This window comes from Actinoplanes sp. NPDC048967, assembly GCF_040649415.1.
In the GTDB taxonomy this organism is placed as follows: Bacteria; Actinomycetota; Actinomycetes; order Mycobacteriales; family Micromonosporaceae; genus Actinoplanes.
This window is the reverse complement of the sequence record NZ_JBEZFL010000001.1, coordinates 160726-187030: the sequence shown is the minus strand read 5'-3', so window position 1 is coordinate 187030 and position 26305 is coordinate 160726. Positions and strand designations below refer to the sequence as shown.

Sequence of the window (26305 nt, the reverse complement as noted above, 5' to 3'; positions counted from 1 at the left end):
GGTCCCGGGTGCCGCCCGGGGCCGGCCTGCCGATGAGGAGACCGATGCGCGTCCGCAGCCTTGTCCTGGTCCTCGTCCTGGCCGTCGCCGGGTGCGGGCCCCGATCCGCGCCCGTGGCGGCACCCTCGGCGTCCGTCGCCGCGCCGAACGGCGTCGACCTGCTCTTCGCCCAGATGATGGTCGTCCACCACGCCCAGGCGGTGCAGCTCAGCCGCGTCGTCGCCGCCGAGCCCGGGGTGAGCGAGCGGATCCGGCACGTCGCCGGCTTCATCGCCCACGACCAGCAACGCGAGATCGACGAGACGAACGCCTGGCTGGTGGCCTGGGGACGGCCGGCGGTGGACCCGGCCGATCCGGTGGTGCGGCAGCTGCACGGCGGTGGCGACGCCGCGACGCACGGCATGCTCAGCGACGCCCAGCTCGACCAGGTACGCGACGCGGTGCCGGCCGAGGCGTCCCGGCTCTTCCTCCAGCAGATGATCGCCCATCACACCGGTGCGATCACCATGGCCCGCTCGGCGTTGGAGGACGGCGCCAACGCCTACATCCGTACGCTGGCCACCCACATCATCAATGAGCAGACCGCCGAGAACGACGCCATGCGGGCCCTGCTCGTCACGCCGCCTCCAGGCTGAGCTCGCGGGGCCGCACCAGCATGGTGTGCATGTCGTCCGGCGTGAGCGGCCGGCTGAAGTAGTAGCCCTGGATCGCCGGGCAGTCAGCCGTGCGCAGCGCGTCCCAGTCCGCGATGTCCTCCACGCCCTCGGCGACCACGGACATGCCCAGCGACCGGGCCAGCCACAGCACGGCCGAGATGATCGACGCCTTGCGCGGGTCGCCGGCCAGTCCGGCGACGAACGAGCGGTCCAGCTTGACGATGTCCGCGGGCACGGACTGCAGCCAGGTCAGTGAGCTGTAGCCGGTGCCGAAGTCGTCCAGGGCGATCCGTACGCCCAGCGCCTTGAGCGCGTGCAGCCGGTCCTGCAGGTCCACGGAGTTGGACAGCAGGGCCGTCTCGGTGATCTCCAGGACCAGCCGCGCCGGGTCGTCCAGGCCGCTCGCCGCCAGCAGGCCGGCCAGCATCGGCACGAAGCCGGGCTCGGACAGCTGCCGCGGGCTCACGTTGACCGACACGTAGCCCAGCTCGTCGCGCCACCGGTGCAGGTGGCGCAGGGCCTGAGCCAGCACGTGCTCGCCGAGCGGGACGACCAGCCCGGTCTCCTCGGCGGCGGCGATGAAGTGCCCGGGCGCGAGCAGCTCACCCTCCATGGTCCACATCCGCACCAGGGCCTCGGCGCCGACGATCAGGCCGGTGGCGGGCGACACGATGGGCTGGAACCACACCGGCAGGGTCGCCTCGCGCCGGCCGTCCAGGGCCTGCCGCAGCCGGGACTCGGCGGTGATGCGCTGCTGCACCGCGACCCGCATGTCGTCGTTGAACAGTTCGAGGCGGTTGCCGCCGGCGCGCTTGGCCGCGTACATCGCGGTGTCGGCGGCGAGGACTGCCTGCTCGGCCTGGCGCGGCCCGTGCGCGACGGCCAGGCCGATGCTGAGCGCGATCTGCAGCTGGGCACCGGCGACCGGGAGCGGCTCGGCCAGCGCGGCCAGCACGGCCCGACCCACGCGTACGCCGGTCTCCTGCGGACCGGGCAGCGCCACCACGAACTCGTCACCGCCGAGCCGGGCCACCAGGGAACCGGCCGGCACGGTCCGGGTCACCCGGTCGGCCAGGGCGCGCAACACGTCGTCGCCGGCGGAGTGCCCGGACCCGTCGTTGATCGTCTTGAAGCGGTCCACGTCGAGGTAGAGCACCGAGGCGGGGGCGGCGTCGGCGCTCAGCATGGCGAACAGGTCGACCTCGAAAGCGGCCCGGGACAGCAGCCCGGTCAGCGAGTCCTGGCGTACCTGGCGGCGCAGCGCGGCCTCGTGCTCCTGCTGCCGGGTGACGTCCATGCAGTGCACGAAGACCAGCCGCAGCTTGCCGTTGCGATCGCGCAGCCCGTTGCTGTGCACCTCCACGTGCATGATCGACCCGTCGTCGTGCCGCCGGTACGCCGTCGTGAAGGTCACCGGATCCGTCGCCTGCGTCAGCGCCTCGAAGACCCCGGCCTCGGCGGGATCCACCGCGGTCATCGGCAGGTCCGCCACCCCGAAACCCGGGGGCAGCTCCGCCGGCAACCCCAGCCAGGACCGGTACGCGGAGTTGGTGCGCAGCAACCGCCCGTCGGGCGCCAGCATCGCCATCGGGACGGGCGTCTCGTCGAACGCGACGCTGAGCTGTGCCCGGCTCTCGGCCAGGTTGTCCTCGGCGCGCCGCTCCTCGGCCTCGGTCAGGCGCCAGGCGACCACCTGGAACGCGGCCGCCAGCAGCACCGCGAGCCCGTGCAGCAGCGCCCAGGTGAACGGGTGCAACTCGGCGCTGCGGTGGTCGTACGTGTGCTCGCTGACGAGCGTGCCGAAGACGGCGTGGTGCAGAGTGGTGCTGACCAGGAAGGCGCCGAACGGCGCCCAGTCGCGATACAACGCCAGCGCGGCCACGGCGACGAAGAAGCTGAAGTGCGACTCGGTGAGCCCGTCGGACATGGCGACGAAACCGGCACAGGCGACGGTGAAGCCGGCCGCGACCGCGATCGACGGCAACCGGCGCGCCGGCAGCAGCACCGCGCCGACGACACAGGGCAGGACCAGCAGCACGGTCACCAGCCAGTCCGCGTCCAGCCCGCCCCGCGCCGCGCCGAACACGGTCAGGCCGGGCACGGTCGAGGCGAGCAGCATGGTCAGCAGCCGATGGCGACGAGCCCAGTCCTCGTCACGCAAGCCGCCGCCGGTCGGCAGCCAACCGCGCATAGTCGAACTCCTGTCTCGTCAACCGTCTGGATCCTGATCGGCGGCCCGCGGGCGGGCATGAGTGATCGGCCGGCGCCGGCGGCGTATTCCGGTGGACGCGGGGGTCATCATGATCGGGTGGGAGTCACCCTCTCGGGCGGTATCAGGCCGAAACCGGGTCACCGCGTGCTCGCGGCCGGCCCGGTCGGCGATGCTGCCCGGCCCGCACCCGGCACGCCGGTCGCGGTGGGTCCGGCGACGAGCGCCGAAGTGGCGGCCGATGTCCTGGCCCGGCTGGGGGAGCTGGTCGCCGCGGGCGGTGCGGTCGCGGCCGGCGCGGACGTCGACCTGGGGGCCGGACACCGGTCGGCGCGGATCGACGGTGGTGCCGGGGACCGCCGGGACGCGGTGCTGGCCGCGCTGGCCGTACCCGGCTTCGCCGGCCGGCTGGGCCCACCGGCCGCGTTGCTGGTCGCGCTCTTCGGCCCGGACGCGACCAAGCCGCTGGGGGCGGCCGCCCTCGAGGCGATCACCGCCGGCCGGTGGCCGGTGCTGCGGTACGCCGTGGCCGCCGCCGACCTGCTGGGGCCCGAGCAGCTCGTCCGGCTGCTCGCGCTGCGGGCGCCACAGGGGGTCGACCCGTTCCCGTCGGGCCTGCCCTCGGTCGTCGGCTCACACCTGGGCCGCGTCCTCGGCCCGCTGTCCGCGGCGCGGCGGCTGCGGCTGCTGACCGACCTGTGGGAGCAGGTCTGCGCGGCCGGGCGGGCCCGGCAGCGCCGCGAGCGGCTGCTCGACAGCCAGCGTCAGCCGGCGGGCTACGAGGATCTGCGGACCCGGGCCGAGCGGTTCGAGCACGACGAGATTCTGCGGCGGCTGCGCCGCCGGTTCGGCGCCGAGCCGACTCTGGTCCAGGCCGCGCTCTGGGAGCCCCCGCCCGAGGTGTGGACGGCCCGTACGGCGTGGGTGCTCAGCGATGCCCTGGCCGCGACGGTGCTGGCCCGGCTGGCGACGACGGCGGTCGACGCCGGCTGCGCGGAGGCGCTGCGACGGCACAGCGCGGAGATCACGGCGGCGGTCGCCACCCTCACCAAGCGGGAGGCCACCGACGCCGGCCGGCCGGTGCCCGGCCTGTGCGCGTACCCGTCGCGGCCCGTCTGCTACCTGCGGGACCTGCAGCGCCTGCCGGCGGGCGGGCCGCTGAGCCCGAGACAGACCCGGTACGTGCGCGACCGGCTCTCCCTGGCCCGCGACTACGGCATGCTGGCCCTGGAGAACGCCCGCGCCTATGTCGTCCAGGGCCGGTTCCACGAGGACGAGAGAGCCCGCCCGGCCCGGCAGACGTGGGCGGCCGCCGGGCTCGGCCCGTGGCGTGCGCAGGTCGGCTACTTCTCCCCGGAACGCCGGCCCGGCTGGGAACACGCCACCGGCGAACTGACGGCGGCCACGGAGACGGTCGGCAACCTCTTCTGGTACGCCGAACTCGCCGACTCCCTGGCCCGGCTGCGTGGGACCGCGGCCGCCGAGCTCACCACCGACGAGTTCGGCCCGTACGCGGACCCGGAGACCGACCCGCCGGACGACCCGCTGATGCCCCGCCTCGACGCCGTCGCAGCGGCCGCGGCCGGCACCGCTCAGCTCGCCGAGCTCGGCGGATCCGTGGCGCCGCGCCCGCGCACGTGGGCGGAACTCGTCGGTGGCCTGCTCGCCGGGGTCGCCGCCGCGGAGGCTCAGCCGGGCCGGTTCGCCGTCCCGGGGCCGGCCGAGGCCGCCGACGGCACGCTGCTGCCGGGCACCGACCTCCGGATCGAGGTGGCGCGCTCCGGGCGGCAGCTCGCGCACTGGGCCGGCTACATGGGCAACTGCATCGCCGGACCTCCGTACGCCGACGGCGCTGCGGTGGGCCGGCAGGTCCTGGTGGCCCTGCGCGGGCCCGACGAGCGGATCGTCGCCAACGTCGAGGTCCGGCTCACCGGCCGGGGCTGGCGGACCGGCGAGATCAAGGCCCGCTTCAACGAACCACCCGATGAGGACCTGCGGCGGCGGACCTCGGACTGGGTCGCGTCGCTGCCGCCGCCCGCCGGGGAGGAGCCGGACGCGGGGGTCGAGCCGCTGGTGCCCGTACCGGTGCGGCGGGCGCGGCGACCGGCCCCGGCGGCCCGGCTGACCGCCGAGGTCGGGGACCGCCTCGGGGAGCTGGCCGAGGCCGCCCTGCGGCCGTCCCCGCTGCTCGCCGCTCTGATCGGCGCCGAGCCGGGGCCGGCAGCGCTGGTGGCCCTGCGGCGCAGCAGCCCGGCGACGCTGATCCGCGGCTGCCGGCGCCTGCTCACCGACGTGCCGATCGCCGAGCTGTGGGAGGCGAGCGGGCACCGGCCGCTGACGGAAGCGGTGGCGGGCATGCCGGCGTCGGTGCGGGACAAGCTCGCGCCGCTGGGTGCGGATGTGCCGATCCCGCGGACTATGCGCCGGGTGGCCCGGCTGACGCGGGTCGCCCCGGCCCGCAACGCGGAACTGGTGGCGATCCGGCTGCGCGCGGCACTCGGGCACCTGCTGCGGGCGGACGCACCCGAGCTGGCGCAGGCCATGGCGGTACGGCCGCCGCGGCAGCTGCTGCGCGCGGGCGTGCTGACGGTGACGTCGTGGGGTGGCCTGGGCGCGGCGGGGGCGGTCACCGCGGTGACAGGTCGGCGGCGGGTGCGGGTGCCGGGTTACCCGCAGTCCTCGCTGAACGACGAGGACTGGCAGGCGGCCTGGCCGGACGCGGTCGAGCTGGGTGCCGAGCCGGAGGGGTTCTGGGCCCGGATCGTCGCGCACGGTGCGCTGGTGCCGTCTTCTTGGCTCGGCGGCGGTGACTGGCCCGCGCTGTGGGGACGGGCCACCCGCTGACGCTCCGGCCCGGCCTCAGGCCGGGGCGAGCTCCTGGACCCGCGGTCTCGGTCCGGCTCGGAAGCCCTGCCACGCGCTGGTCGGGCTCAGGCGGGGCGTGGTCCTGGACCGGGATTTTGGTTTCGGTCGGGCTCGGAAGCCTTGCCACGCGCCAATTGGGCTCAGGCCGGGGCGAGCTCCCGGACCGCGGTCTCGGGAGGGCTGGGCCGGGAGCCGCGCGCGCCGGTCGGCGTCAGGCCGGGGCGAGCTCCCGGACCGCGGTCTCGGGATGGCTGGGCCGGGAGCCGCGCCGCGCCGGTCGGCGTCAGGCCGGGGCGAACTCCCTGGCCATGATCATCGTCGCCGCCTCGGACGGGTGGGGCACGGTGGCCACGCCGCGCGCCGGCCGGGGCCGTGCCGCTCGTGTGGCGCCGTAGACCGGGCGAGCCGCGGCGGAAGCCGGACGGACAACCCGGGCGGCAGCCGTCGAACCGGTCGCCCTGGTCGGGCAGAGGGCCGGCGCGGCGGCCCGAGCCGGGCGGACAACCCGGACGGAGCTGCGCGCGGTCCGAACGGCAACAGCGACGGTCGCGGGGGCGGCGACCGCGGGGGCGGCGATCGTGGGGACGGCGACCGCGGAGGCGGCGACCGCGGGGGCGGCGACTGTGGCGACCGCGGCGCGGGAGCGGCGGTCGGTGACCAGGACCCAGCACACGATCAAGGCGCTGGCCAGGCCCACCAGCGCGGACAGCCAGACGGCCGGCTGGCCGGTGGCGAGGCCGTACGTGCACCAGGAGCCGCACGCGAAGGCCGCGAGCCACCAGCGCAGCGGGGACAGCCCGGCCAGGTCCTGGTTGCGGTCGCGCAGCAGCGACAGCGGCTGGGGGATCGCGCCGAGGATCGCCGTGCCGGCCAGCACCGCGCCCAGGAACGCCGCGGCGCGGGGGCTGCCGATGTCGGTCAGCCGGCCGGCGATCGCGCTGCCCGCCGCTGCCGTGAGGACGCCGGCCGCGCCGGCCGCGCTGACCAGCAGCTTGCGGCCGGTACGCAGTTCGCTCTGCTTCCGCAGCACCGTCACCAGCACGGCGAGCCCGGCCACCCCGGTCACGGTGTTGGTCACGACCTGGACGGTCTCCCCGGTCAGCAGGCCGTAGGTGATCCAGCCGACCGGCATCGCCGTGCTTTGCCAGCAGGCGGTCGAGGAGAGTCCCTTGGTGCGGCCGCGGGCGACGGAACGCCAGACCTGGGGCCAGGGGAGAGTGATGGACAGAGCGGCGCCGAACCAGCCGAGCAGAGCGATGGAGTGCATGATCCAAATCCGGTCGTCGGGACAGAGGGCGGCCGGAGCGTCCCGGCCACCTGTGCCCCATCGGCGTCGCCGCCCGACCGGCTGACAAGATCCATCCGTGAGAGGCGACACGGCGGGAAACCACCGTTTCGCACCCAAGTTCCGGAGGGACCGAGCGATATGGCGACGCGCCCACTGATCGACCTGCACCGGCACCTGGAGGGCTCGATCCGCCTCAGCACGTTCCTGGACGTGGCCCGCCGTGACGGCCATCCGCTGGCGGCGCACCCCCGGCCGCGGGATCTGCTGGTCGCGGACGGGCCGCTGGGTGGGCTGTTGCCATACCTGGCCAAGGTCGACGACCAGATCGGGGTCTTCCGTACGCTCGACGACTGGCGGCGGGCCGGGCGGGAGGCCGTCGAGGACGCCTTCAACGACGGCCTCGACTACGTGGAGCTGCGCTTCAGCCCGTACTTCATCCAGCAGCAGACCGGCCTCGCGCCGGCCGCGGTGATCGACGCGGTCGCCGACGGTGTCGCGGCCGCCGGCCGCGGCACCGGGCTGCCGGTCGGCCTGATCGCGACGATCCTGCGTGACCTCGGGCCGGAACGCGCCCTGGAACAGCTGTCCACGTTCCTCACCCGGCGGGACGTGTGGTGCGGGGTCGACCTGGCCGGCAACGAGGCCGGCTACGCGGCCGCGCTGTTCGCCCCGGCGTTCGCCCGGGTCCGCGACGCGGGCCTGCCCGTCACGGTGCACGCGGGGGAGGCGGCGGGCCCGGAGAGCGTCCGGGCGGCGGTCGAGGACCTCGGCGCCGAACGGATCGGCCATGGCGTACGCGCCGCCGAGGATCCGCGCCTGCTGGAGGACCTGGCCCGGGCCGGGGTGACGCTGGAAGTGGCGCTGACCAGCAACACCCAGACCGGGGCGGCGCCGGGCTACCGCGACCACCAGATCCACACGCTGCTGGCGGCGGGGGTCGGGGTCACCCTCAACACCGACAACCCGCGCGTCAGTGACGTGACTCTGTCCCAGGAGCACGCCCTGGCCCGTTACGCCACGGGGCTCACCGACGAGCAACTGAGCCTGGTCGCCCGGCAGTCCGCGACGGCCGCTTTCGCCGACTTGAGCTTTCCGGGCCCCTGAACCGAACGGCAACCGTGGCGCGCCCGTTCTGCGCTCCCCGGCTCGGGTGGAAGCCCGAAGGGGATGGCATGACGGACACGCAGATCGTTGAGCTGGGGCTGCAGGCCATGACCATCGCCGCGAAGATGTGCGCGCCGGTGTTGTTGACGGCGCTGCTGATCGGGTTTGCGATCTCGTTGTTCCAGTCGGTGACCCAGATCCAGGAGGCGACGCTGTCGTTCGTGCCGAAGGCGGTGGGCGTGGGTGCGGCGATCCTGTTCTCGGGGAACTGGATGTTGCACGAGATGGTCACCTTCACGACCCAGCTGTTCGAGAAGATCCCGACGCTGATCGGCTGACCTCGCGAGCATCGAAAAAGGGCCGCCCATCGGGCGGCCCTTTTCGTTTGTCCTGGTCACACGGCCGAGGCCGCTGCCTTCACCAGCTCCACGGTCTGATCGACGGTCGCTGCCCGGTCGGCGGCGAAGGTCTCGTCGATGATCACCAGCGGGTCGGCCGGGTAGACCAGCGCCGAGATGTGCAGGTGCCCGCCCGGGACGTCGGTCGCGCCCAGGGCCAGCCGCAGGCGGTTGGACCTGTACATGCTTTCGTTGGACAGGTAGTTGCCGCCGCCACCGGACTGGGCCTGCGACCCGGGGGTCGGGCCGTTGTTGTGACACCGCACCGCGGCCGGGTCGGGGCGGGTGCCCGCCGGCCACTCGCACAGCCGGGGGTTCAGCGCCGTCGGCCACGGGCCGGTCCCGGCCGCGACCATCGCCGCCCAGGGCAGCGTCGTCTCGATGAACTCCGGCTGGGGCTGCGGCTGCGGCCAGCGGGGCGCCGGCGGCACCGGCTCGGCCACGCCCTCGTTGTTGTTGTCCGGCGAGCCGCCGCGCCAGGCGCCGGCCCACTGCTCGATGTTCATCAGGCCGCGGTTGCCCTGGCTGATGGTCATGATCAGGTCGGCGCGCTGCCGGGACCGGGCGGTCAGGTGCGGCCCGAAGGTGTCCTCGACGATGCCGGCGTCGAAGCCGCTCCACGTCACGGGCAGCGCCACGGCCTGCACCTGCACCCGGTGGCCGGCCACGGTGAAGCGCAGGCCGTCGAGCTGGAGTGCCGACGCCCCGGACGGGTTCGACCGGCGGATCTCCCCGTTCAGCTGGTACGGGTCGAACCCGCTGACCAGCACCCGCCGCACCCCGCGCGCGAAGTCGGTGGAGGAGACGCCGCGGGCCGCGTACTCGTAGGTCCGCAGCAGGCCGGCGCGCTGGGCGTCGGTGAGCGGGAACGCGGGCTGCCACTGCCGCAGGTCACGCGTGCCCATCAGCCGGGTCCAGTACAGCGGACGGTCGTCGTACCGGTCAATCGTGCCCATCCGCACCTTGCCCTGCGCCCGCAGCACCGCCGTGCGCCACAGCCGATCGCCCTCACGCCGCAGCACCCGCTGCGCGTCGGCGACCGACCGCGTCCGGCACAGCGAGCCCGTCAGAGCCCGCGCGTACGGCGTGAAACCACCCGCCTCGACCAGCTCGTAAGGCACCCGCGTCCCACCGGGCAGGGCCGGGGTCTCGATCCGGCCCTCCTCGTAGGTGACGGGGGCTGCGCGGTCGTAACACTCCGCGGGGCGAGCGGCCGTGGCGGCCTGGGGAACGGCCAGGAGCGCCGCGCTGACTGCGATCACGGTGACCAGACGCATCGGACCTGCCTTCACCAGAGGGCATCGACGTGGGTGACTATATCGTGAATCCGGGCGCGTCCCGGGTGAGAACGGACACCCGTTCCGCCCCCAGGGCTTGGGCCAGTGCGGCGGTCAGGCGAGCGATGTCGGCGGCCGCTCCCTCGTGCAGAGCCTCGGCCACGATGAGCGCGCTCGTGGTGTCCGCGGTGACGGCGGAGAGCCCGCTCTGCCGGTTGGTCCAGCGCCGGGCGTGGGCGTTGCCGGCGGTGTCGGCGAACGTCACCTCGCCGGGCATCGGGTGCTCCTTCTCGCCGCCGAAGGTCAGGTAGGTCTCGTCCCCGGTGGCGTGGCGCACCTCCAGGTCGCCGTCGATCCGGGCCACGTCCAGCGCGGCGACCGGGATCGCGAAGGCCGCGGACATCGCGTTGCCCACGTCGACCAGCGGATGCACGGCGGGCAGGTCACCATCGCGCCGCAGCCGGCGCAGCAGCGATTCGGAGGCGCAGCGGTACTGGGTGGCTCTGACGCCCAGCGCGGTGAACGCACGCCGCCACGCCTGGATCTCCGGGAACTGACCTTCAGGACCGGCCGCGAGCCGCTCGCGTGCGACCGCGAGCTGTCGCGCGACCACCTCGGCGGCGTGCGCGGGGGTGGGTACAGCCGGCACCAGCAGAGCGCCCGCAGCCAGAGCCGGGAACTTCCGCCAGATGTCGTCGTGATGCTGGAACCTCATGCGATCTCCCCGATGAGTGCGGGCACCGGCCGGCGACCCGTGAGCGGCCGGTCAGGACTTCCCTCACCGGTGGTGCGCAGGCCGATCGCCAGACCCAGGGCCACGACGGCGATGCCGGCCCAGACCAGCGGGCGGGGCGCCGGTCCGCCCAGGGCCATCCCGGCCAGGGCGGCGGCGATCGGGGCGATGCCGGTGAGCAGCCCGGCCCGCCCGGCGCCGAGCCGCGACACGCAGGCGTACCAGAGGACGAACGCCACCGCGGTCACCGCGACCGCCAGATACGCCCCGGCGGCCAGATCGCTCGCGGTCAGCCGGAGCGCCGCGGCCGGGCCCTCGTGCAGCACGCCCAGCACCGCCAGCATCACCGCCGCCAGCCAGGTGGCGTGCACGGACACCCCGACCGGGCCGTGCCGGCCCAGGACCGGCACCGCGAGCAGGGTGAACGCCGCCTCGCAGGCGAACGCGACCACCGCCCAGAGCAGCCCGGTCCCGTCGGTGCGTCCCATGCCCTGCACGAGCCCGGCGCCGACGGTCACCACGACCGCGCCGGCCAGGACCGCCGGCGCCGGGCCGCGTCCCTCCAGCAGCGGGCCGATCGCGGCGAGCAGCACCGGTACGCACGCGACGGCGACGCCCAGTACGGCGGGTTCGGCGTGCCGGGCACCCTGGACCAGCGCCACGTTGAAGATGACCAGGCCGGTCGCGGCGATGCCGGCCAGCCAGAGCCATTCGGTGCCGCGCGGGCGGACCGGCCGCCGGCGGCTCGACGCGGCGAAGCCGAGCAGCAGCAGGCAGGCCAGCGCGTACCGCAGGGCCTGGATGGTGAACAGCGGGGCGTCGGCGATCTCGGCGGAGACCGCGACGCTGCCGCCGACGCAGGACATGGCCGCGGACCCGGCGGCGAGGGGCAGGAAACGGGACACACGAACCATGCTCGACGCGAGTATGGTCCAGCAGGAAGGACCAATCTTCGGTTCGAGGAGTGGACCAAATCGACTTCCTGGAGCTGCATCCGGGCGCGGCGCCGGCCAAGGGCGTCACCGCATGGCTGGTCGACGCGCTGCGCGCCGCGATCAGCGAAGGTCGGCTGGCCGCCGGGGCCCGGCTACCGGCGACCAGGGCGCTGGCCGGTGATCTCGGGCTGTCCCGCGGGGTCGTCGTGGAGGCGTACCAGCGGCTGACCGACGAGGGACTGCTCAGCGGGCGCACCGGGGCCGGGACCGTGGTGACCGGGCTGGCGGCCCAGCCCCAGACGCAGAGCCGGCCCCGGGAGCCGTCCGCGATGCGGCTGCCGCTGCCGCCCTCACCCGGCGTCGACCTGGACCTCTCTCCCGGCGTACCGGATCTGTCGGCCTTTCCCCGGGCGGCCTGGCTGCGCGCCGAGCGGGCCGTGCTCGCGACCGCGACCAACGCCGACCTCGGCTACGGCGACCCGCGCGGCAATCCGCGGCTGCGCGGCGAGCTGGCCGGCTGGCTGGCGCGGACCCGCGGCGTGCAGACCGGCCCGGACGACCTCATCGTCGTCAGCGGCGTCGCCCAGGCCCTCGCGCTGCTGGCCCAGACCCTGCGGAGCCGCGGCGGCACCGAGGTGGCGGTCGAGGACCCCGGCTCCCGGGGCACCCGCGACGAGCTGGCCCACTGGGGGCTGCGCCCGGTGCCCGTCCCGGTCGACGACGAAGGGCTGCGGGTCGACCGGCTCGCCGCCACCGGGCTGGAGACCGTGCTGCTCACCCCGGCCCACCAGTTCCCGACCGGGGTGGTGCTGAGCCCGGCCCGGCGCCGCGCCCTGCTGGCCCGGCCCGGTCTGATCATCGAGGACGACTACGACGCCGAGCACCGCTACGACCGGGCGCCGGTCGCCGCGCTGCAGGCTTCGGCGCCCGACCGGGTCGCCTACACCGGCAGCGTCTCCAAATCCCTGGCCCCGGGCATGCGCCTGGGCTGGCTGATCGCGCCGCGCGCGCGGCACGCGGACCTGGTCACCGCCAAGCACGCCAGCGACCTGGGCAACCCGGCGCTGCCCCAGCTGATCTTCGCCCACCTGCTGGCCGGCGGCGACTACGAACGGCATCTGCGCACGGTCCGCCGCCGGCAGGTCCGCCGCCGCGACGCCCTGCTGCACGGCCTGCGCGAGCACGTGCCCCACGCGCGCGTCGAAGGCGTCGCCGCCGGGCTGCACCTGCTCATCACCCTGCCCGGGCCGGCCGACGACACCGAGCTGGCGCGCCGGCTCGAGCAGGACGGCGTGCGCGTCCACCCGCTCTCCTGGCACCGGCTGCTCGACGGGCCGCCGGGTCTGGTGCTGGGCTACGCCGCCCTGCCCCCGGACCGCCTGCTGGAGGCGGCCCGCCGGATGGGACGCGTGCTGGGCGCTCAGCGCGCCCGATAACGGGTACGGCTGCCGAAGGTCCGGTCCTCCAGCTCGACCCGGGCCAGCTGCGGGACCACAGCGGCCAGCTCGTCGAACACGTGCCGGGCGACCAGCTCGAATGTGGGCCGGAAGGCGAAGTGTGCCGTCCACACGCCGGTACCGAGCACCTGCGCCCAGCCGTCGAGCCGTTCGGCCAGCTCGTCGGTGTCGAAGAACCAGCCGCGTTCGGTGAGCTGGGCGTCGTCGAAGGCCACGGCGGCCCGCAGCACCACCTCGATGTCGGCGCCCGCTTCGAGCGGAGTCAGCCCACGGCGGTGCCGCACCGGCGACGGCAGGCCCTGCCGGGCCCGGAACGCCCGCTCGACCTCCACCTCGTAAGCCATCGCCGGCGCCGTCAGTCGAGCAGGCTGCTGTAGTCGGCGATGGTCAGCGGGGTGTCGGCCAGCGAACCGTCCGAGCGCGGCACCCACAGCGGCGCGCCGCCGGCCAGGAAGGACACCGTGCCCACGTCCGGCAGGCTGGTCAGCGTGCAGACGATCTGCCCGAACGCGAGCACCTCGTCGCTGCGTACCCCCGGCCCGGCGCGGTCGCCCAGGGTGACGGTGGCGCGCCGGCCGGCCAGGTCGACTCTCGTCACGGTCGTCGTGGTCAGCGCGCTGGACAGGCCGTCCTCGCTCTCCTCCGCGGTCGGGCCGGCCAGTAGGGCGTCGAGCTGCTGGGCCGGGGTCAGCGGCGCGGGCACCCGGCGCGGCACCCGGACGAGCCGGCCGTCCCGGATCAGGTAGAGCCGCAGCACCGTCGAGCCGGCCACCTGCGCCGCCGGGCTGCCGGACCGGTCCACCCGGCCCGGTGCGTCCAGGCTGCGCGGCTCGGCGTCCAGCGGCACCCCGCACCCGGCCACGGCCAGCACGATCAGCGTCAGCGTCCCCAGGATCCGGCCGCGTCTCATGGCCGGCACCCCGGCAGGTCGACCCGGAAGCGGGCGCCGCCGCCGGGCCGGTCCAGCACCGCGGCCGTCCCGCCGTGCGCGGCCGCGTGCTGGGCGACCAGGGCCAGACCCAGGCCCGCGCCACCCGAGTCGGCCCGGGCGCCCGCGGACCGGCCCCGGACGAACCGGTCGAAGATCAGCGGCTTGTCCTCCGGGCTGACCCCCGGCCCCTCGTCGTCGACGTCGATCCGGCCCACGTCACCGTCCAGGCGCAGGCTCACCGCGACCGGGCCACCGCCGTACGCGCGGGCGTTGTCCAGCAGGTTGCCGAGCAGCTGCCCGACCCGGCGCCGGTCCACGCTCCACCGGGACTCGCCGTCGGCCGCCACGATCGTCGCCGGCAACCGGCGTTCCCGGCACACCTGCCGGGCCAGATCCGCCACGTCCGTGGTGGTGCGGGCGGCCGGCCGGTCACTGCGGGACAGCTCCAGCAGGTCGTTGACCAGCTGCTGGAAGTGCGCGATCTCCTGGGTGACCAGGCCCGCGGCCGTGGCGGTGCGTTCGTCGAGGTGCTCGCGGCGGCGCTCCAGCACGCTCGCCGCCGCGGCGAGGGTCTGCAGCGGGGACCGCAGCTCGTGGCTGACGTCGGCGGCGAACCGGCGGTCGCGTTCCAGCCGGGCCGACAGCTCGTCGACCATGTGGTTGAACGACGTGGTGAGCCGGGCCAGGTCGGGTTCGGCCGCCGGGTCCAGCCGGTACTTCGAGGCGCCGCCGGCGATCTCCTGGGCGGCGTCGGCCACCCGGCGCAGCGGGCGCAGGACGTACCGGCTCGCGTACCAGCCGAGGCCGGCGCCCAGCACCGCCGTGCCCATCGCGACCAGGGTCAGCACGACCGTCAGCACGCTCAGGGTGTGCTCCAGCTCGCGCAGCGAGTCGACCTCGTAGAAGACGTCGCCGGGGGCGAGCGGCACCGCCACGACGATGCTGGCGTGCCCGCCGGTGCGGACCCGCTGCACCGAGGCGGTGCCCGCGGCCGCCTGCCGCTGCAGGGCCACCGGGATCGCGCCGGTGCTGCCCTCGTCGGCCTTGAGGGCGTACCACTCGCCCCGGCGTTGCAGCAGCGCCCGGCGGCTCTCGCCGGTGTCCAGCACGCGGAGCACGGCCGCGACGTCCGGGCGGGTGGTGGCACCCAGGCCGGCCCGGACCGCGGCGGCGTCGTCGTACGCGGCCCGCACGGCGGTGCGCTCCCGTTCCTTGATCAGCGACTGCCGGGCCACCTGGTACGACGCCAGGGCCATCGTCGCCGACAGGGCCAGCGCGCCCGCGGCGAAACCGGCGACCACCCGTGCCCGCAGCCCGGCGCGCCTCATCGCTGCAGCTTGTAGCCCAGGCCGCGGACGGTCACCAGGTGCCGCGGGGCGCCCTCGCCGTCCTCGATCTTCTGCCGCAGCCGGCCGACGTGCACATCCACCAGCCGCTCGTCACCACCGTCGTAGCCCCAGACGCGCTGCAGCAGCTGGTGGCGCGACAACACCCGGCCCGGATGCTCGGCCAGCTCGCACAGCAGCTGGAACTCCGTACGGGTGACGGCGACCGGGGTGCCGGCCAGCCGGACCTCACCGGCCTCGGGGGAGATCTCCAGGTCGCCGAAGCGCAGCACCGGGACCTCGTCGCCGGCCCCGGCCCGGGCCCGGCGGCGCAGTGCCCGCAGCCGGGCCGTCAGCTCCTTCACCGCGACCGGTTTGACCAGGTAGTCGTCGGCGCCGGCCTCCAGCGCGGCCACGATGTCGTGGGTGTCGTCGCGGGCGCTGATCACCACGATCGGCACGTCGTGGGCCCGGCGCAGGGTCCGGATGCACTCGAAGCCGTCGATGCCGGGCAGCATGAGATCGACCAGCACGGTGTCGGCGGGCTTGCGGCGTTGCGCGGCGATGCCCTCCTCGGCGGTCGGGGCGCCGGTGGCCTCGTAGCCCTCGTCCTCCAGCGCCAGCACCAGCGACAGCCGGATCCGGTCGTCGTCCTCGATCACCAGCACTGCTGACATGCCTTGCATCATCCCCGCCCGGCCGCGTGCCGCCAAAGAGCGCGGGCGGACGCGACCGGACTGTCACGCAACCGTCATACGGCTGCGGACCACCCGCCACACACCGGGTCGAACCTTGCACCTGTGAGCGGTGAGCACGCGACGCAGGAGACGACCGTGGTCGTCACCGAGGCGCTGGCCGGTGCGACGGTCGACCGGTGGCAGTCCCGGTTGCGGGACGCCGTGGCCGGGCGCCCGGCCCGGCTGATCGTCGACCTGCGGCACAGCCCGCGCATAGACGCGGCTGCCATCGTGGTGCTGCTGCAGGTGCACCGGGAGCTGATCCGCGCCGATGCCCGGCTGACGCTGCGCGCCCCGGGCGCGCGGGTCCGCCGGATGCTGGGTCTGGCCCGGGTGGACCACGTGCTCGAGGTCGAGGAGGCCCGATGACCGCACCCGAGGTGGAGCTGGACGTACGGCTGGACGCCGTGGTCGTGCACGTGCGGGCCGGGATGGACGCCACGGTGGCGCCGACGCTGCGGGAGAGCCTCACCGACGCTGTCGACCGGCATCCGCACGTGGTCGTGGACCTGACGGAGGTGCCGACCCTGGACGACGTCGGGCTCGGTCTGCTGGTCCGCGCGCACCGGCGGGCCCGGCGCCGGGACGGTCTCGTGGTCCTGGCCGGTCCGTCGCGGTTCGTCATCACCGTGCTGCACACGATGCACGTGGACGGGCTGTTCCCGATCTTCGACGACTGCCCGGCCGCCCTGGACTGGCTGCGTGCCGAGTTCCCCCGCTGACAGCCGCGGGCGCCGATAGGGGATGCCGCGGCCGCGGGCGCCGCCACTCGCGGGGGCACACGAGCGGCGCGGCCACGCGACCGCGTCATCCGGGCCCATGGTCGGGCACGCACATGGCGGTCCGCCCGCGGCCACATGACGGTTGTGTGACGGCTACGGTGGCAACCGTGCGATACGTGCAGGCGCCGCAGCGGTACGACGGGCCCGGCCCGGCGCTCTTCCTGGCCGGCGGCATCACGGACTGTCCCGACTGGCAGTCGCAGGCCGTGGCTTTGCTGCGCGACACGCCCGGGCTGACCGTCCTCGATCCCCGCCGCGCCACCTTCGACCTCGCCGACCCCGCGGCGGCCACCGAGCAGATCACCTGGGAGCACGCCCACCTGCACCGGGCCGACGTGGTGCTGTTCTGGTTCGCCCCGGGCGGCAGCGTCCAGCCCATCACCCTGTACGAGCTGGGCGTGCACGTCACCCGCGGGGTCCCGCTGGCGGTCGGGGCCGACCCGGGGTATCCGCGCCGGCACGACGTCGAGATGCAGCTCGCCCTGGCCCGCCCCGGCCTGCGGGTGCACGACACGCTGGCCGCCACGGTACGGGCGGCCGAAGTGCTCAGCTCGGCCGGCCGGTCGCCGATGAGCGGGGTCCACGAGGCGTAGGCGGATGCACTACGGTCGGTTGATCACGGTGTGGCGAAAGGAGCGCGGGTGACGGCCTCCGATCCGCAGCTGCAGGCCCTGCGGGCCCTGCACGCGGTGACCAAGCGCGTGCACGCCAGCCTCGACCTCACCCAGACCCTGGACGCCGTCGCGAGCGGGGTCGTCGAGGCGTCCGGCTTCGGCCTCGCCGCCGTCAACCTGGCCGAGGAGAACGGCGACTACACCACCGTGGCCGTGGCCGGCAGCGACGACCTGCGCCGGGAGCTGCTGGGCACCCGCGGTTCGGCGGAGAACTGGCGGGAGTTGTTCCGCCGCGCCGAACGCTGGGGCTCGCTGTACTTCGTCGACCACCGCAACGGCGTGCCCGAGTCGCTCTACGTCTGGGTCCCGGACATCGAGGCGACCGACGACCCGGAGCTGTGGCACCCGCTGGACTGCCTGTTCGCGCCGCTGATGGCGCCGTCCGGGGAATGGGTGGGGGTGCTCAGCGTCGACCTGCCCGACGACGGGCGCCGCCCGGACGCCCAGCAGCAGGAGATCCTGGCCTTCTTCGCCGAGCACGCCGCCATCGCCATCCAGCACGCCCGGCTGCACTCCCAGCTCGAGCGCAGCCAGGCCGAGGCGGAGTACGCGGCGACCCACGACAGCCTCACCGGGCTGGCCAACCGGGCCCTGCTCAAGACCAGCATCGACAGCCTGCCGGCCAAGGGTGCGCCGCAGGTCGGGGTGCTGGTGGTGGACCTGGACGGCTTCAAGAAGGTCAACGACGACGCCGGGCACGAGGCCGGCGACGAGGTGCTGCGGATCGTCGCCCAGCGCCTGCAGCACCACCTGCGCCCCGACGACGTGCTGGCCCGCACCGGCGGCGACGAGTTCGTCGCGGTGCTGACCGGCGACGACCTGAGCCGGGCCCTGCCGGAGGCCGCCCAGCGGCTGCGCGAGGCGATCCGCGAGCCGATCTGCGGCAGCACCGGCGTGCACCGCATCGGGGCCAGCGTCGGCTATGCGATCGGCCGGGCCGGTGAGGACTTCTCCCGGCTGGTGGCGGCCGCGGACGCGGAGATGTACAGGGAGAAGCGCCGGGCCAGTGCCCATGTCGCGTAGTCAGGACCACGCCGGGGCCGTCTCCAGGACTGTGAAGAACCTGGTCATCATCGGCGGCACGATGGGTGTCGGCAAGACCGCGACGTGTCGCGAATTGCAGAAGTGCCTTCCGCGGAACGTATTTCTCGACGGTGACTGGTGTTGGGACATGCATCCGTTCGTGGTCACGGAAGAGACCGTACGGATGGTGGAGAGCAATATCGCTCACCTGCTCACCGGGTTCCTCGACTGCTCGGAGTTCGACAACGTCATCTTCTGCTGGGTGCTTCACGAGCAGAGAATCCTGGACAATCTCCTGTCGAGGGTGAATCACGGCGGCTTCGCCATCCACACCTTTTCGCTCGTCAGCGATGAAGCGGCTCTGTCGGAAAGATTGAGCCGCGACATCGCAGCGGGAAAGCGGGATCCGGCAGTCATCGAGCGCAGCCTCGCCCGGTTGCCGTTGTACGGCGAGCTCGACACCGTCAAGATCGACGTAACTGATATCTCGGCAGCCGCCGCGGCAACTCGGATCAAGGATTTCCTGGCAGCCTGACCGCGCAATACCGCCGGTCAACGCCCCGGTCGCGTGACCCGCAGGTCGGCCGTGATGCGTTCGGCGGTGGCCAGCAGCGGCGGCAGCAGCTCGGCCCGCATCGCGGCCACCGAGGTACGGCTGGCGTGCACCGAGACGTTGACGGCGGCGGTGACCGCCCCGGACCGGTCGGCGACGGGCGCGGCCATCGCGCGCAGCCCCTCCTCGAGCTCCTGGTCCACGATGGCGTAACCCTGCTCGCGGACCCGCGCCAGCTCGTTCCGCAGCTCCGCGACCGACCCGACCGTCCGCGCGGTGAGCTGTTCCAGCCGTACCCGGGACAGATAGGCCTCGACCTGCTCAGCGGGAAGGTGCGCGATCAGCACCCGGCCCATCGAGGTCGCGTACGCCGGGAACCGGGTCCCCACGTTGATCGCCACGGTCATGATCCGCCGGGTCGGCACCCGGGCCACGTAGATCACGTCGTCACCGTCGAGCACCGACACCGACGACGACTCGTGCACCTCGGCGGAGAGCTGCTCCAGGTGCGGCTCGGCCACGTCGGGCAGGGACAGGCTGGACAGGAACGCGTACCCCAGCTCCAGCACCCGCGGCGTCAGCGAGAACAGCCGCCCGTCGGTGCGGACGTAGCCGAGGTCGGTCAGGGTGAGCAGGAAGCGCCGGGCCGCGGCCCGGGTGAGGTCGCAGATCCGGGCCACCTCGCTGAGCGTGAGCTCCCGGTGGTGGGCGTCGAACGCCCGGATGACGGCCAGCCCCCGTTCCAGGGACTGCACGAAGTGCGGCTCGCGCGCGTCGTCACTCATCGCTGCGACCACCGGGTCACGCCCCGGATCCGTCGTCGGCCAGCACGGCCTCGGCGATCTTGAAGGCGGCGTTGGCGGCGGGCACGCCCGCGTACACGGCGGTGTGCAGCAGCACCTCGGCGATCTCGTCCGGACTGAGCCCGTTGCGGCGGGCGGCCCGCACGTGCATCGCCAGCTCGTCATGACACTGCAGAGCGGTGAGCAGGGCGAGCGTCACACAGGACCGGGTACGCCGGTCCAGGCCCTCCCGGGTCCACACCTGCCCCCAGGCGGCCCGGGTGATGTACTCCTGGAACGGCGCGGTGAAGCCGGTGGTGGCCGCGACCGCTCGGTCGACGTGCGCATCACCGAGCACCTCGCGCCGCACGGCCATGCCGTCGGTGTAGTCGTCAGCCATCGAGCGCCTCCAGGATGAGTCGGTTCGCGGTCGCCGCCTGCTCGAAACTGGCCAGATGCGCCGCACCGGCGACGACCTCGAGCCGGGCACCCGGGATCGCGGCGGCGATGGCGGCACCGTGGGCGGGAGGGGTGGCCGGATCGTCGGCTCCCGCGACGACCAGCGTGGGGGCGGCGACACCGGGCAGGTCGGGCCGCAGGTCCATGTCCTCGATCGCTGCGCACGCGCCCGCGTACCCGATCGCCGGGGTGGCCGCGACCATGTCCCGCAGCCGCCGCACCTCGCCCGGATGGGCCGCCGCGTAGGCCGGGGTGACCCAGCGGGCGACGACCGCGTCGGCGACCGCGGCCGTGCCCCGGGCCCGGACCGTCGCGGCCCGCTCGGCCCAGGCGGCCGGCGGCCCGAGTCGGGCGGAGGTGCAGAAGAGCACCAGCCGGTCGACCCGCTCGGGCGCGTGCGCCGCGAGCCACATGGCGGTCATCCCGCCGAGCGACAGGCCGACGACCTGGGCCCGCGCGACCCCGAGCCGGTCCAGCAGGGCGAGCGCGTCCCGCCCGAGATCGGCCAGACCATACCGACCCGGGGGTACGGGGGAGCGACCGTGACCGCGCGCGTCGTACCGGATGAGCCGGAACCGTGCGCCGAGCGCGGACAGCTGCGGCTCCCACATGCTCAGATCCGCACCCAATGAGTTGATCATGAGGAGCGGGGGAGCGTCCGGCGGCCCGTCGACACGATGATGCACCGCGAGCGCGTTCATCGCCGGGCCGCCGCTGCGGTCTGCGGGCCGGCCCAGCGCCTCGATGTGCGGGTCCGCGTCGTCGCCGGGCCGCCGCTGCGGTCCGCGGCCCGGCCCGGCGCCGTGACGTGCGGTCATCGCCGGGCCGCTTTCAGGGCGCGGTCGATCAGGGCGTCGGCGCTGCCCAGGTAGGTCTCGGGCGCGAGCAGGGCGGCCAGGCGGTCCGGGTCCAGGTGGGCGGTGATCGCGGGGTCGGTGCCCAGGTCGCCGCGTTCGACGGCCGCGCGGACCACCGCGTGCGCCTCGGTGCCCAGAGCCGGCCGCAGGGCCGCGGCGACGCGTTCGGCCAGCAGGGCGCCGTGGGTGAGGTCCAGGTTGGCGCGCATCCGGGCGGCGTCCACCCGCAGGTCCGTCAGGGCCCGGCGCAGCTGATGGGCGGCCGATCCGGTCGAGGTGAGCAGCGCCCGCAGCGGCTGCCACTCGGCGTGCCAGTCTCCGGCGGCCCGCTGGTGCTCGTGCGCCATGGCGGCGAGCAGGGTGGCGACCAGTCCGGGCGCCTGGGCAGCCGATGCGGCGGCGCTGATCGCGGCGATCGGGTTGTGCTTGTGCGGCAGCGTCGACGAGCCGCCGCCGTCGCCACCCTCGGCCACCTCACCCACCTCGGTCTGGGCGAGCAGGACCAGATCCCGGGCGACCTTGGCGACCGCGCCGGCCGCGGCGCCGAGCGCCCCGGCCAGGTCGGCGATGCGGGTGCGCTCGGTGTGCCACGGCAGGTCCGGCTCCGCCAGCCCGACCTCGGCACTGAACGCGCCCAGCATCCGGACGCCGACGTCATCCGCCGCGACCTCGGCGAGGCCCGCCGTGGGTCCGGCATCGCCCGTCGCGGCCCGGGCCTCGTCGCCGGCCCCCGGCTTGCTGGGCCGGAATGCCGCGAGGGTGCCTGCGGCCCCGCCGAGCTGGGCGGCGAGCCGGTGCTCCCGGACCTCGATCAGCCGGCGCCGGGCATCGTCGAGGCCGGTCAGCCACCCGGCCGCGACCAGGCCGAACGTCGTCGGCAGCGCCTGTTGCAGCAGCGTCCGCCCGGCCGTCACCGTCCCCCGGTGCCGGTCGGCGAGCGCCGCGGTCAGCTCGGTCACCGCGGCCAGGTCGGCCAGCAGCAGCCCGAGCGCCCGCCGCGCGACCAGCATCGCCGCCGTGTCCACGATGTCCTGGCTGGTCGCGCCCCGGTGCACCAGCGGCGCCGCGTGCTCCGGGACCGCCGCCCGCAGGCGTTTGATCAGTGGCACGACCGGGTTGCCCGTACCGGTCGCCTCGGCGCCGAGCTCGCCCGGGTCCACCTCCAGACTCGCGCAGGCGGCCGTGACGGCCGCGGCGTCCTCGGCCGCGGCGATCCCGCACCGGGCGGCCGCCCGGGCCAGCGCGGCCTCGGCGTCGAGCATCGCCCGCACCCACGCCGCGTCGGCCACGGCCGCCCGCACGTCGCCGGCGGCCAGGACACCGTCGAACAGCCCGGCGGTGTCAGACGGTGAAGAAGACGGTCTCATCGGGCCCCTGCAGGGTGATGTCGAAGCGGTAGCCGTCCGGGGACCTGTCCGCGATCAGGGTGCCGCGCCGGTCGGCCGGGACGCGGGCCAGGACCGGGTCGGCCTCGTTGGCGGCCGGCTCGTCGGCGAAGTAGACGCGGGTGACGACCCGGTGCAGCAGGCCGCGGGCGAACACCGACATGTCCAGGTGCGGGGCCTGGTCCTGGACCACGCCCGGCTTGACCGTGCGGATCGCGTACCGTCCGTCGTCGTCGGTGGCGCAGCGGCCCAGGCCGCGGAAGCCGGGGGTGTGGAAGCGCCCCGAAGGGTCGCTCTGCCAGGTCTCCACCAGGGCATCCTTCACCACGTCGCCGCGGCCGTCGCGGATCTCGCCGCGCAACCACACGGCCCCGGGCGCGTCGGCCGCGACCACGTGCGGGCCCTCGTCCCAGGTGAGGCCGATCGACAGGTACGGCCCCACGGTCTGCGACGGCGTCGCGCTCGTGCTCATCGGGTCTCCATCGGCGTCGCGGCCGCCCCGCTGAGCACGATGTCGAAGCGGAAGCCCAGCGCCCACGACTCGACGGTGGCGTCCAGGTCGAAGCCGGCGACCAGCCGGTCGCGGGCGAACTCCGGCACCGAGTGGTAGATCGGGTCGTAGGCGAACAGCGGGTCGTCCGGGAAGTACATCTGGGTGACCAGGCGCTGGGTGAACGCCCGGCCGAACAGCGAGAAGTGGATGTGCGCGGGCCGCCACGCGTTCGGGTGGTTGCCCCACGGGTACGCGCCCGGCTTCACCGTCACGAAGCGGTAGTCGCCCCGCGCGTCGGTCATCGTGCGGCCCACGCCGGTGAAGTGCGGGTCCAGCGGTGCGTCGTGCCGGTCCCACTTGTGCCGGTAGCGGCCGGCCGCGTTGGCCTGCCACACCTCGACCAGGGTGTCCGGCACCGGCCGGCCGTCGGTGTCGCGGACCTGGCCGTGCACCACGATGCGCTGGCCCTGCGCCTCGCCGGTGCCGTCCAGGGTCAGGTCGGCGTCCGCGGCGGCCACCGGGCCCTCGCCCAGCACCGGCCCGGTCAGCTCGGTGAGCGTGTGCGGCAGCAGGATCGGCGCCTGGTGCGGGGCCCGCAGGATCGTCGACTTGTAGCCGGGGGACAGCAGCGGCGGGTGCGCGGTCATGGGTTCTCCTTCGCTCCGGTCAATGCGCGCAGGGCGGTCAGCTCGTCCTCGCTCGGCGGCTCGGTGCTGGTCAGGTGCTCGGCGACGCGCAGCTTCCAGCCGGTGGCCGCGACGGCCTGCTCGACGGTGACGCCGGGGTGCAGCCGGGTCAGGGTCAGCTCCCGGGTCCCCGGGTCCGGCTCCAGCACGCCCAGGTCGGTGATGACCAGCACCGGGCCGCGGCCGCGCAGGCCCAGCCGGGCCCGGTCGCCGGGGCCGCGGCCGTGCCCGACGGAGGTGACGAAGTCGACCCGGTCGACGAACGCCCGCGGGCTCTGCCGGACCACCACGATCACCTCGCCGCAGGAGGCCGCGATCTCCGGGGCCCCGCCCGCGCCGGGCAGCCGGACACCGGGGTCGGCGTAGTCGCTGCCGATGACCGTGGTGTTGATGTTGCCGTACCGGTCGATCTGGGCGGCGCCGAGGAAGCCGACGCCGATCCGGCCGGGCTGGAGCCAGTAGTTGAACATCTCCGGGACGCTGACCACCGCGTCGGCGGTCGCGGCGAGCACGCCGTCGCCGATGGACAGCGGCAGCCGGTCCGGCTTGGCCCCGATGGTGCCGGACTCGTAGACCAGGACCAGGTCCGGGGCATGGGTGCGGCGGGCCAGGTTGGCCGCCGTGCTGGGCAGGCCGATGCCGACGAAGCACCGGGTGTCGCCGCGCAGGACCCGGGCCGCCGCGACGGTCATCATCTCGTCCGCGGTCCAGCTCATGCCGTCACTCCCGTCAGCCACTGCGAGAACGCCTCCCGGTCCCGGCTGATCTTGTCCCAGGCCTGGTAGTAGTCGTTGTCGCGGTCGCTGTAGCCCATCGCGTACGAGGGATGCGCGCCGCCGGGCACGTGCGCGACCCGGGTGACCGCCCAGCCCGGCAGCACCACCGCGCCGGGCACCGGCGTCAGCTCGTCCACGATCTCCTCGACCGTGACCAGCGACCGGGCCGAGGCCAGCACGACCTCCTTGTGCACCCCGGTGATCCCCCAGAACTGCACGTTGCCGGCCCGGTCGGCCCGCTGGGCGTGCACGATGCCGACGTCCGGGTTCAGCGCCGGCACCGCGGTGAGCGTCTCGCCGGTGAACGGGCAGGTGATCGGGGCGATGGTGGCGGTGTGCTCCGGCAGGTCGGTGCCGAGGTAGCCGCGCAGCACGGCGAAGGGCAGACCGGAGGCGCCGGCGACGTACCGGTTGGCCATGCCCGCGTGGCTGTGCTCCTCGATCTCCAGCGGCGCCGGCCAGCCGTGCTGGACGGCGTCGCGGAAGCGGTGCAGCGAACCGACGCCGGGGTTGCCGGCCCAGGAGAACACCAGCTTGGCCGCGCAGCCGGCCCCGATGAGCTGGTCGTAGACGATGTCCGGGGTCATCCGGACCAGGGTCAGCCCGCGCCGGGCCTGCCGGATGATCTCGTGGCCGGCCGCCACCGGGATCAGGTGGGTGAAGCCCTCCAGCGCGACGGTGTCGCCGTCGTGCACCAGCTCGGCGATCGCGTCGGGGAGCGGGACGATGCGGGCGCTCACCGGGGGAGTCCCACGTAGTTCTCGGCGAGGGTGGTGGCGGCCGCGGTGGACCCGGTCACGTATTCCAGCTCGGCGAGCTGGACGCGATGGCCGAACTCGTCGTCGCCCTCGTGGCGGTGCAGCATCGTGGTCATCCAGTTGGAGAAGCGCTGCACCTGCCAGACCCGCTTGAGGCAGGTCCCGGAGTAGCTGTCGAGCAGCTCGTCGGTCCGTTCCCGGTAGTGCGCGGCGAGTGCCTCGGCCAGCACGCGTACGTCGGCGATGGCCAGGTTCATGCCCTTGGCGCCGGTCGGCGGGACGATGTGGGCCGCGTCGCCGGCCAGGAAGAGCCGGTCGTGGCGCATCGGCTCGACCGCGAAGCTGCGCATCCCGGTGATGCCGCGTTCCAGGATCTCGCCCTCCTTGAGCGGCAGGTCGAGGCGGGTGCGCAGTTCGTCCCAGATCCGGGTGTCGGGCCAGCCGGCGAGGTCGGTGTCCCGCGGCACCTGCAGGTAGAGCCGGACGATGTCCGGGGTGCGCATGCTGTGCAGGGCGAAGCCGCGTTCGTGGTAGGCGTAGACCAGCTCCTCGGCGGCGGCGGGGGAGCGGGCCAGGATGCCGAGCCACGCGTACGGGTGCTCGCGCTCGGCCGTCCGCAGCGCGCCGTCGGGCACGGCGAGGCGGGCCACCCCGTGCGAGCCGTCGCAGCCGGCCACGAAATCGCACTCCAGACGGTGCCGGACGCCGTTCTGCCGGTACTCCAGCACGGTGCCGTCGACGGCGGTGACCTCGGCCTCGAAGTGCAGCGGGAGGTCGTCGGCCAGCCGCGCGGCGATCAGATCCTTGACCACTTCCTGCTGGCCGTACACCGTGATGGTCTTCCCGGTGAGCGCCTCCAGATCGATCCGGTGGCTCTCGCCGCCGAAGCGCAGCACGATGCCGCGGTGCACCATGCCCTCACGGCGCATCCGCTGTCCCACGCCGAGCTCGTCGAGCAGCTGCGCAGTGCCGTGTTCGAGCACCCCCGCACGGACCCTGCTCTCCACATAGGATCGCGAGCGGCGTTCCAGGATCACCGCGTCGATCCCGGCCCGCTGCAGCAGCCGGGCGAGGACAAGTCCCGCCGGGCCCGCCCCGACTATGCCGACCTGCGTGCGCACGGCGACCTCCCGTTAATCGATGGTGATCGTTGACGTGAGGC

At 74.5% G+C, this 26305-nt stretch carries 28 protein-coding genes; 10 read left to right on the top strand and 18 right to left on the bottom strand.

Translation table 11 applies throughout. The annotated features are described in order from the left end of the window. Positions 1-44 precede the first annotated feature (44 nt). Positions 45-635 carry a DUF305 domain-containing protein gene (locus tag AB0C12_RS00935; protein WP_360542737.1) on the top strand — a complete coding sequence of 197 codons (591 nt, stop codon included), beginning with the start codon at positions 45-47 and terminating at the stop codon, positions 633-635. Here AB0C12_RS00935 and AB0C12_RS00930 read toward each other — a convergent pair. Next, entirely contained in the window at positions 616-2847 is a 2232-nt protein-coding gene (locus AB0C12_RS00930) for an EAL domain-containing protein (protein ID WP_360542735.1), read from the bottom strand. The genes AB0C12_RS00935 and AB0C12_RS00930 overlap by 20 nt on opposite strands. Before the next feature lie 117 nt (positions 2848-2964). Between AB0C12_RS00930 and AB0C12_RS00925 the strand changes: the two genes are divergently transcribed. Beyond that, on the top strand, positions 2965-5709 hold the full coding sequence (locus AB0C12_RS00925; protein ID WP_360542733.1) for a hypothetical protein: 2745 nt from the start codon (positions 2965-2967) through the stop codon (positions 5707-5709). Positions 5710-6013: 304 nt separating this feature from the next. Here AB0C12_RS00925 and AB0C12_RS00920 read toward each other — a convergent pair whose 3' ends face one another. Then, positions 6014-6997: a SemiSWEET transporter gene (locus AB0C12_RS00920; RefSeq protein WP_360542731.1), complete on the bottom strand. Its 984-nt coding sequence runs from the start codon at positions 6995-6997 to the stop codon at positions 6014-6016. Positions 6998-7156: 159 nt separating this feature from the next. On the opposite strand from AB0C12_RS00920, the gene add reads away from it, so the two are divergent. Together add and fliQ are read left to right on the top strand one after the other, a co-directional pair. Beyond that, positions 7157-8122, top strand: a complete 966-nt coding sequence (gene add, locus AB0C12_RS00915; protein WP_360542729.1) for an adenosine deaminase — start codon at positions 7157-7159, stop codon at positions 8120-8122. Between the two features lie 68 nt (positions 8123-8190). Beyond that, the gene (fliQ, locus tag AB0C12_RS00910) at positions 8191-8460 is read left to right on the top strand and encodes a flagellar biosynthesis protein FliQ (protein ID WP_360542727.1); all 270 of its coding nucleotides are present in this window, start codon (positions 8191-8193) and stop codon (positions 8458-8460) included. Positions 8461-8516: 56 nt separating this feature from the next. Here fliQ and AB0C12_RS00905 read toward each other — a convergent pair whose 3' ends face one another. Genes AB0C12_RS00905 through AB0C12_RS00895 form a run of 3 tightly spaced genes read right to left on the bottom strand, consistent with a single transcriptional unit; the run spans position 8517 to position 11444 of the window. Beyond that, a complete protein-coding gene (locus AB0C12_RS00905; protein ID WP_360542725.1) occupies positions 8517-9797 on the bottom strand; it encodes a hypothetical protein in 1281 nt (426 codons plus the stop codon). A gap of 37 nt (positions 9798-9834) precedes the next feature. Further along, positions 9835-10512 carry a phenylalanine--tRNA ligase beta subunit-related protein gene (locus AB0C12_RS00900; RefSeq protein ID WP_360542723.1) on the bottom strand — a complete coding sequence of 226 codons (678 nt, stop codon included), beginning with the start codon at positions 10510-10512 and terminating at the stop codon, positions 9835-9837. Continuing rightward, entirely contained in the window at positions 10509-11444 is a 936-nt protein-coding gene (locus tag AB0C12_RS00895; protein ID WP_360542721.1) for a DMT family transporter, read from the bottom strand. The genes AB0C12_RS00900 and AB0C12_RS00895 overlap by 4 nt, the downstream gene beginning before the upstream one ends. Positions 11445-11494: 50 nt before the next feature. Here AB0C12_RS00895 and AB0C12_RS00890 point away from each other — a divergent pair, with 50 nt between their 5' ends. Next, positions 11495-12901, top strand: a complete 1407-nt coding sequence (locus AB0C12_RS00890) for a PLP-dependent aminotransferase family protein (RefSeq protein ID WP_360542720.1) — start codon at positions 11495-11497, stop codon at positions 12899-12901. Here the strand turns inward: AB0C12_RS00890 and AB0C12_RS00885 are convergent. From AB0C12_RS00885 to AB0C12_RS00870, 4 genes are read right to left on the bottom strand one after another with little or no spacing between them, the layout of a single operon-like run. Further along, on the bottom strand, positions 12886-13266 hold the full coding sequence (locus AB0C12_RS00885) for a 6-carboxytetrahydropterin synthase (protein WP_360542718.1): 381 nt from the start codon (positions 13264-13266) through the stop codon (positions 12886-12888). The genes AB0C12_RS00890 and AB0C12_RS00885 overlap by 16 nt on opposite strands. An 11-nt stretch (positions 13267-13277) precedes the next feature. Then, positions 13278-13832 (bottom strand): GerMN domain-containing protein, encoded by a 555-nt coding sequence (locus tag AB0C12_RS00880; protein ID WP_360542716.1) that lies wholly within the window; start codon positions 13830-13832, stop codon positions 13278-13280. After that, positions 13829-15181, bottom strand: a complete 1353-nt coding sequence (locus AB0C12_RS00875) for a HAMP domain-containing sensor histidine kinase (RefSeq protein WP_360542714.1) — start codon at positions 15179-15181, stop codon at positions 13829-13831. The genes AB0C12_RS00880 and AB0C12_RS00875 overlap by 4 nt, the downstream gene beginning before the upstream one ends. Next, positions 15178-15855: a response regulator transcription factor gene (locus AB0C12_RS00870; protein WP_360542712.1), complete on the bottom strand. Its 678-nt coding sequence runs from the start codon at positions 15853-15855 to the stop codon at positions 15178-15180. Before AB0C12_RS00870 ends, AB0C12_RS00875 begins: the two co-directional genes overlap by 4 nt. 123 nt (positions 15856-15978) lie before the next feature. Here AB0C12_RS00870 and AB0C12_RS00865 point away from each other — a divergent pair, with 123 nt between their 5' ends. The 5 genes from AB0C12_RS00865 (at position 15979) to AB0C12_RS00845 (ending at position 18929) form a co-directional block, all read left to right on the top strand. After that, on the top strand, positions 15979-16284 hold the full coding sequence (locus AB0C12_RS00865) for an STAS domain-containing protein (protein WP_360542710.1): 306 nt from the start codon (positions 15979-15981) through the stop codon (positions 16282-16284). Further along, positions 16281-16637, top strand: a complete 357-nt coding sequence (locus AB0C12_RS00860) for an STAS domain-containing protein (protein WP_360542708.1) — start codon at positions 16281-16283, stop codon at positions 16635-16637. The genes AB0C12_RS00865 and AB0C12_RS00860 overlap by 4 nt, the downstream gene beginning before the upstream one ends. Before the next feature lie 167 nt (positions 16638-16804). Further along, positions 16805-17290: a nucleoside 2-deoxyribosyltransferase domain-containing protein gene (locus tag AB0C12_RS00855; RefSeq protein ID WP_360542706.1), complete on the top strand. Its 486-nt coding sequence runs from the start codon at positions 16805-16807 to the stop codon at positions 17288-17290. A 48-nt stretch (positions 17291-17338) separates the two neighbouring features. Next, entirely contained in the window at positions 17339-18394 is a 1056-nt protein-coding gene (locus tag AB0C12_RS00850) for a diguanylate cyclase (RefSeq protein WP_360542704.1), read from the top strand. A gap of 31 nt (positions 18395-18425) precedes the next feature. Continuing rightward, on the top strand, positions 18426-18929 hold the full coding sequence (locus AB0C12_RS00845; protein ID WP_360542702.1) for an AAA family ATPase: 504 nt from the start codon (positions 18426-18428) through the stop codon (positions 18927-18929). A 17-nt stretch (positions 18930-18946) separates the two neighbouring features. Here AB0C12_RS00845 and AB0C12_RS00840 read toward each other — a convergent pair whose 3' ends face one another. The 9 genes from AB0C12_RS00840 to AB0C12_RS00800 are packed head-to-tail and all read right to left on the bottom strand — an operon-like array spanning position 18947 to position 26264. Then, positions 18947-19732: an IclR family transcriptional regulator C-terminal domain-containing protein gene (locus AB0C12_RS00840; protein ID WP_360542700.1), complete on the bottom strand. Its 786-nt coding sequence runs from the start codon at positions 19730-19732 to the stop codon at positions 18947-18949. 16 nt (positions 19733-19748) lie between these two features. After that, on the bottom strand, positions 19749-20129 hold the full coding sequence (gene pcaC, locus AB0C12_RS00835; RefSeq protein ID WP_360542698.1) for a 4-carboxymuconolactone decarboxylase: 381 nt from the start codon (positions 20127-20129) through the stop codon (positions 19749-19751). Further along, positions 20122-21006 (bottom strand): 3-oxoadipate enol-lactonase, encoded by an 885-nt coding sequence (pcaD, locus tag AB0C12_RS00830; protein WP_360542696.1) that lies wholly within the window; start codon positions 21004-21006, stop codon positions 20122-20124. The genes pcaC and pcaD overlap by 8 nt, the downstream gene beginning before the upstream one ends. Then, the gene (locus tag AB0C12_RS00825; protein ID WP_360542694.1) at positions 21003-22412 is read right to left on the bottom strand and encodes a lyase family protein; all 1410 of its coding nucleotides are present in this window, start codon (positions 22410-22412) and stop codon (positions 21003-21005) included. The genes pcaD and AB0C12_RS00825 overlap by 4 nt, the downstream gene beginning before the upstream one ends. Then, complete coding sequence (gene pcaG, locus AB0C12_RS00820; protein WP_360542692.1) at positions 22387-22902, bottom strand: protocatechuate 3,4-dioxygenase subunit alpha; 516 nt, start codon at positions 22900-22902, stop codon at positions 22387-22389. Before pcaG ends, AB0C12_RS00825 begins: the two co-directional genes overlap by 26 nt. Further along, entirely contained in the window at positions 22899-23570 is a 672-nt protein-coding gene (pcaH, locus tag AB0C12_RS00815) for a protocatechuate 3,4-dioxygenase subunit beta (RefSeq protein WP_360542690.1), read from the bottom strand. Before pcaH ends, pcaG begins: the two co-directional genes overlap by 4 nt. Beyond that, a complete protein-coding gene (locus AB0C12_RS00810) occupies positions 23567-24325 on the bottom strand; it encodes a CoA-transferase subunit beta (RefSeq protein ID WP_360542688.1) in 759 nt (252 codons plus the stop codon). Before AB0C12_RS00810 ends, pcaH begins: the two co-directional genes overlap by 4 nt. After that, complete coding sequence (locus AB0C12_RS00805) at positions 24322-25125, bottom strand: CoA-transferase (protein WP_360542686.1); 804 nt, start codon at positions 25123-25125, stop codon at positions 24322-24324. Before AB0C12_RS00805 ends, AB0C12_RS00810 begins: the two co-directional genes overlap by 4 nt. Further along, positions 25122-26264, bottom strand: a complete 1143-nt coding sequence (locus AB0C12_RS00800) for a 4-hydroxybenzoate 3-monooxygenase (protein WP_360542684.1) — start codon at positions 26262-26264, stop codon at positions 25122-25124. The genes AB0C12_RS00805 and AB0C12_RS00800 overlap by 4 nt, the downstream gene beginning before the upstream one ends. Positions 26265-26305: the final 41 nt, after the last annotated feature.

Bases quoted from the DNA above. Each gene is read 5' to 3' on its own strand.
- AB0C12_RS00935 (WP_360542737.1), top strand. From the start codon at position 45: ATGCGCGTCCGCAGCCTTGTCCTGGTCCTCGTCCTGGCCGTCGCCGGG.
- AB0C12_RS00930 (WP_360542735.1), bottom strand. From the start codon at position 2,847: ATGCGCGGTTGGCTGCCGACCGGCGGCGGCTTGCGTGACGAGGACTGG.
- AB0C12_RS00920 (WP_360542731.1), bottom strand. From the start codon at position 6,997: ATGCACTCCATCGCTCTGCTCGGCTGGTTCGGCGCCGCTCTGTCCATC.
- add (WP_360542729.1), top strand. From the start codon at position 7,157: ATGGCGACGCGCCCACTGATCGACCTGCACCGGCACCTGGAGGGCTCG.
- fliQ (WP_360542727.1), top strand. From the start codon at position 8,191: ATGACGGACACGCAGATCGTTGAGCTGGGGCTGCAGGCCATGACCATC.
- AB0C12_RS00905 (WP_360542725.1), bottom strand. From the start codon at position 9,797: ATGCGTCTGGTCACCGTGATCGCAGTCAGCGCGGCGCTCCTGGCCGTT.
- AB0C12_RS00900 (WP_360542723.1), bottom strand. From the start codon at position 10,512: ATGAGGTTCCAGCATCACGACGACATCTGGCGGAAGTTCCCGGCTCTG.
- AB0C12_RS00895 (WP_360542721.1), bottom strand. From the start codon at position 11,444: ATGGTTCGTGTGTCCCGTTTCCTGCCCCTCGCCGCCGGGTCCGCGGCC.
- AB0C12_RS00885 (WP_360542718.1), bottom strand. From the start codon at position 13,266: ATGGCTTACGAGGTGGAGGTCGAGCGGGCGTTCCGGGCCCGGCAGGGC.
- AB0C12_RS00880 (WP_360542716.1), bottom strand. From the start codon at position 13,832: ATGAGACGCGGCCGGATCCTGGGGACGCTGACGCTGATCGTGCTGGCC.
- AB0C12_RS00875 (WP_360542714.1), bottom strand. From the start codon at position 15,181: ATGAGGCGCGCCGGGCTGCGGGCACGGGTGGTCGCCGGTTTCGCCGCG.
- AB0C12_RS00870 (WP_360542712.1), bottom strand. From the start codon at position 15,855: ATGTCAGCAGTGCTGGTGATCGAGGACGACGACCGGATCCGGCTGTCG.
- AB0C12_RS00860 (WP_360542708.1), top strand. From the start codon at position 16,281: ATGACCGCACCCGAGGTGGAGCTGGACGTACGGCTGGACGCCGTGGTC.
- AB0C12_RS00840 (WP_360542700.1), bottom strand. From the start codon at position 19,732: ATGAGTGACGACGCGCGCGAGCCGCACTTCGTGCAGTCCCTGGAACGG.
- pcaC (WP_360542698.1), bottom strand. From the start codon at position 20,129: ATGGCTGACGACTACACCGACGGCATGGCCGTGCGGCGCGAGGTGCTC.
- pcaD (WP_360542696.1), bottom strand. From the start codon at position 21,006: ATGACCGCACGTCACGGCGCCGGGCCGGGCCGCGGACCGCAGCGGCGG.
- AB0C12_RS00825 (WP_360542694.1), bottom strand. From the start codon at position 22,412: ATGAGACCGTCTTCTTCACCGTCTGACACCGCCGGGCTGTTCGACGGT.
- pcaG (WP_360542692.1), bottom strand. From the start codon at position 22,902: ATGAGCACGAGCGCGACGCCGTCGCAGACCGTGGGGCCGTACCTGTCG.
- pcaH (WP_360542690.1), bottom strand. From the start codon at position 23,570: ATGACCGCGCACCCGCCGCTGCTGTCCCCCGGCTACAAGTCGACGATC.
- AB0C12_RS00810 (WP_360542688.1), bottom strand. From the start codon at position 24,325: ATGAGCTGGACCGCGGACGAGATGATGACCGTCGCGGCGGCCCGGGTC.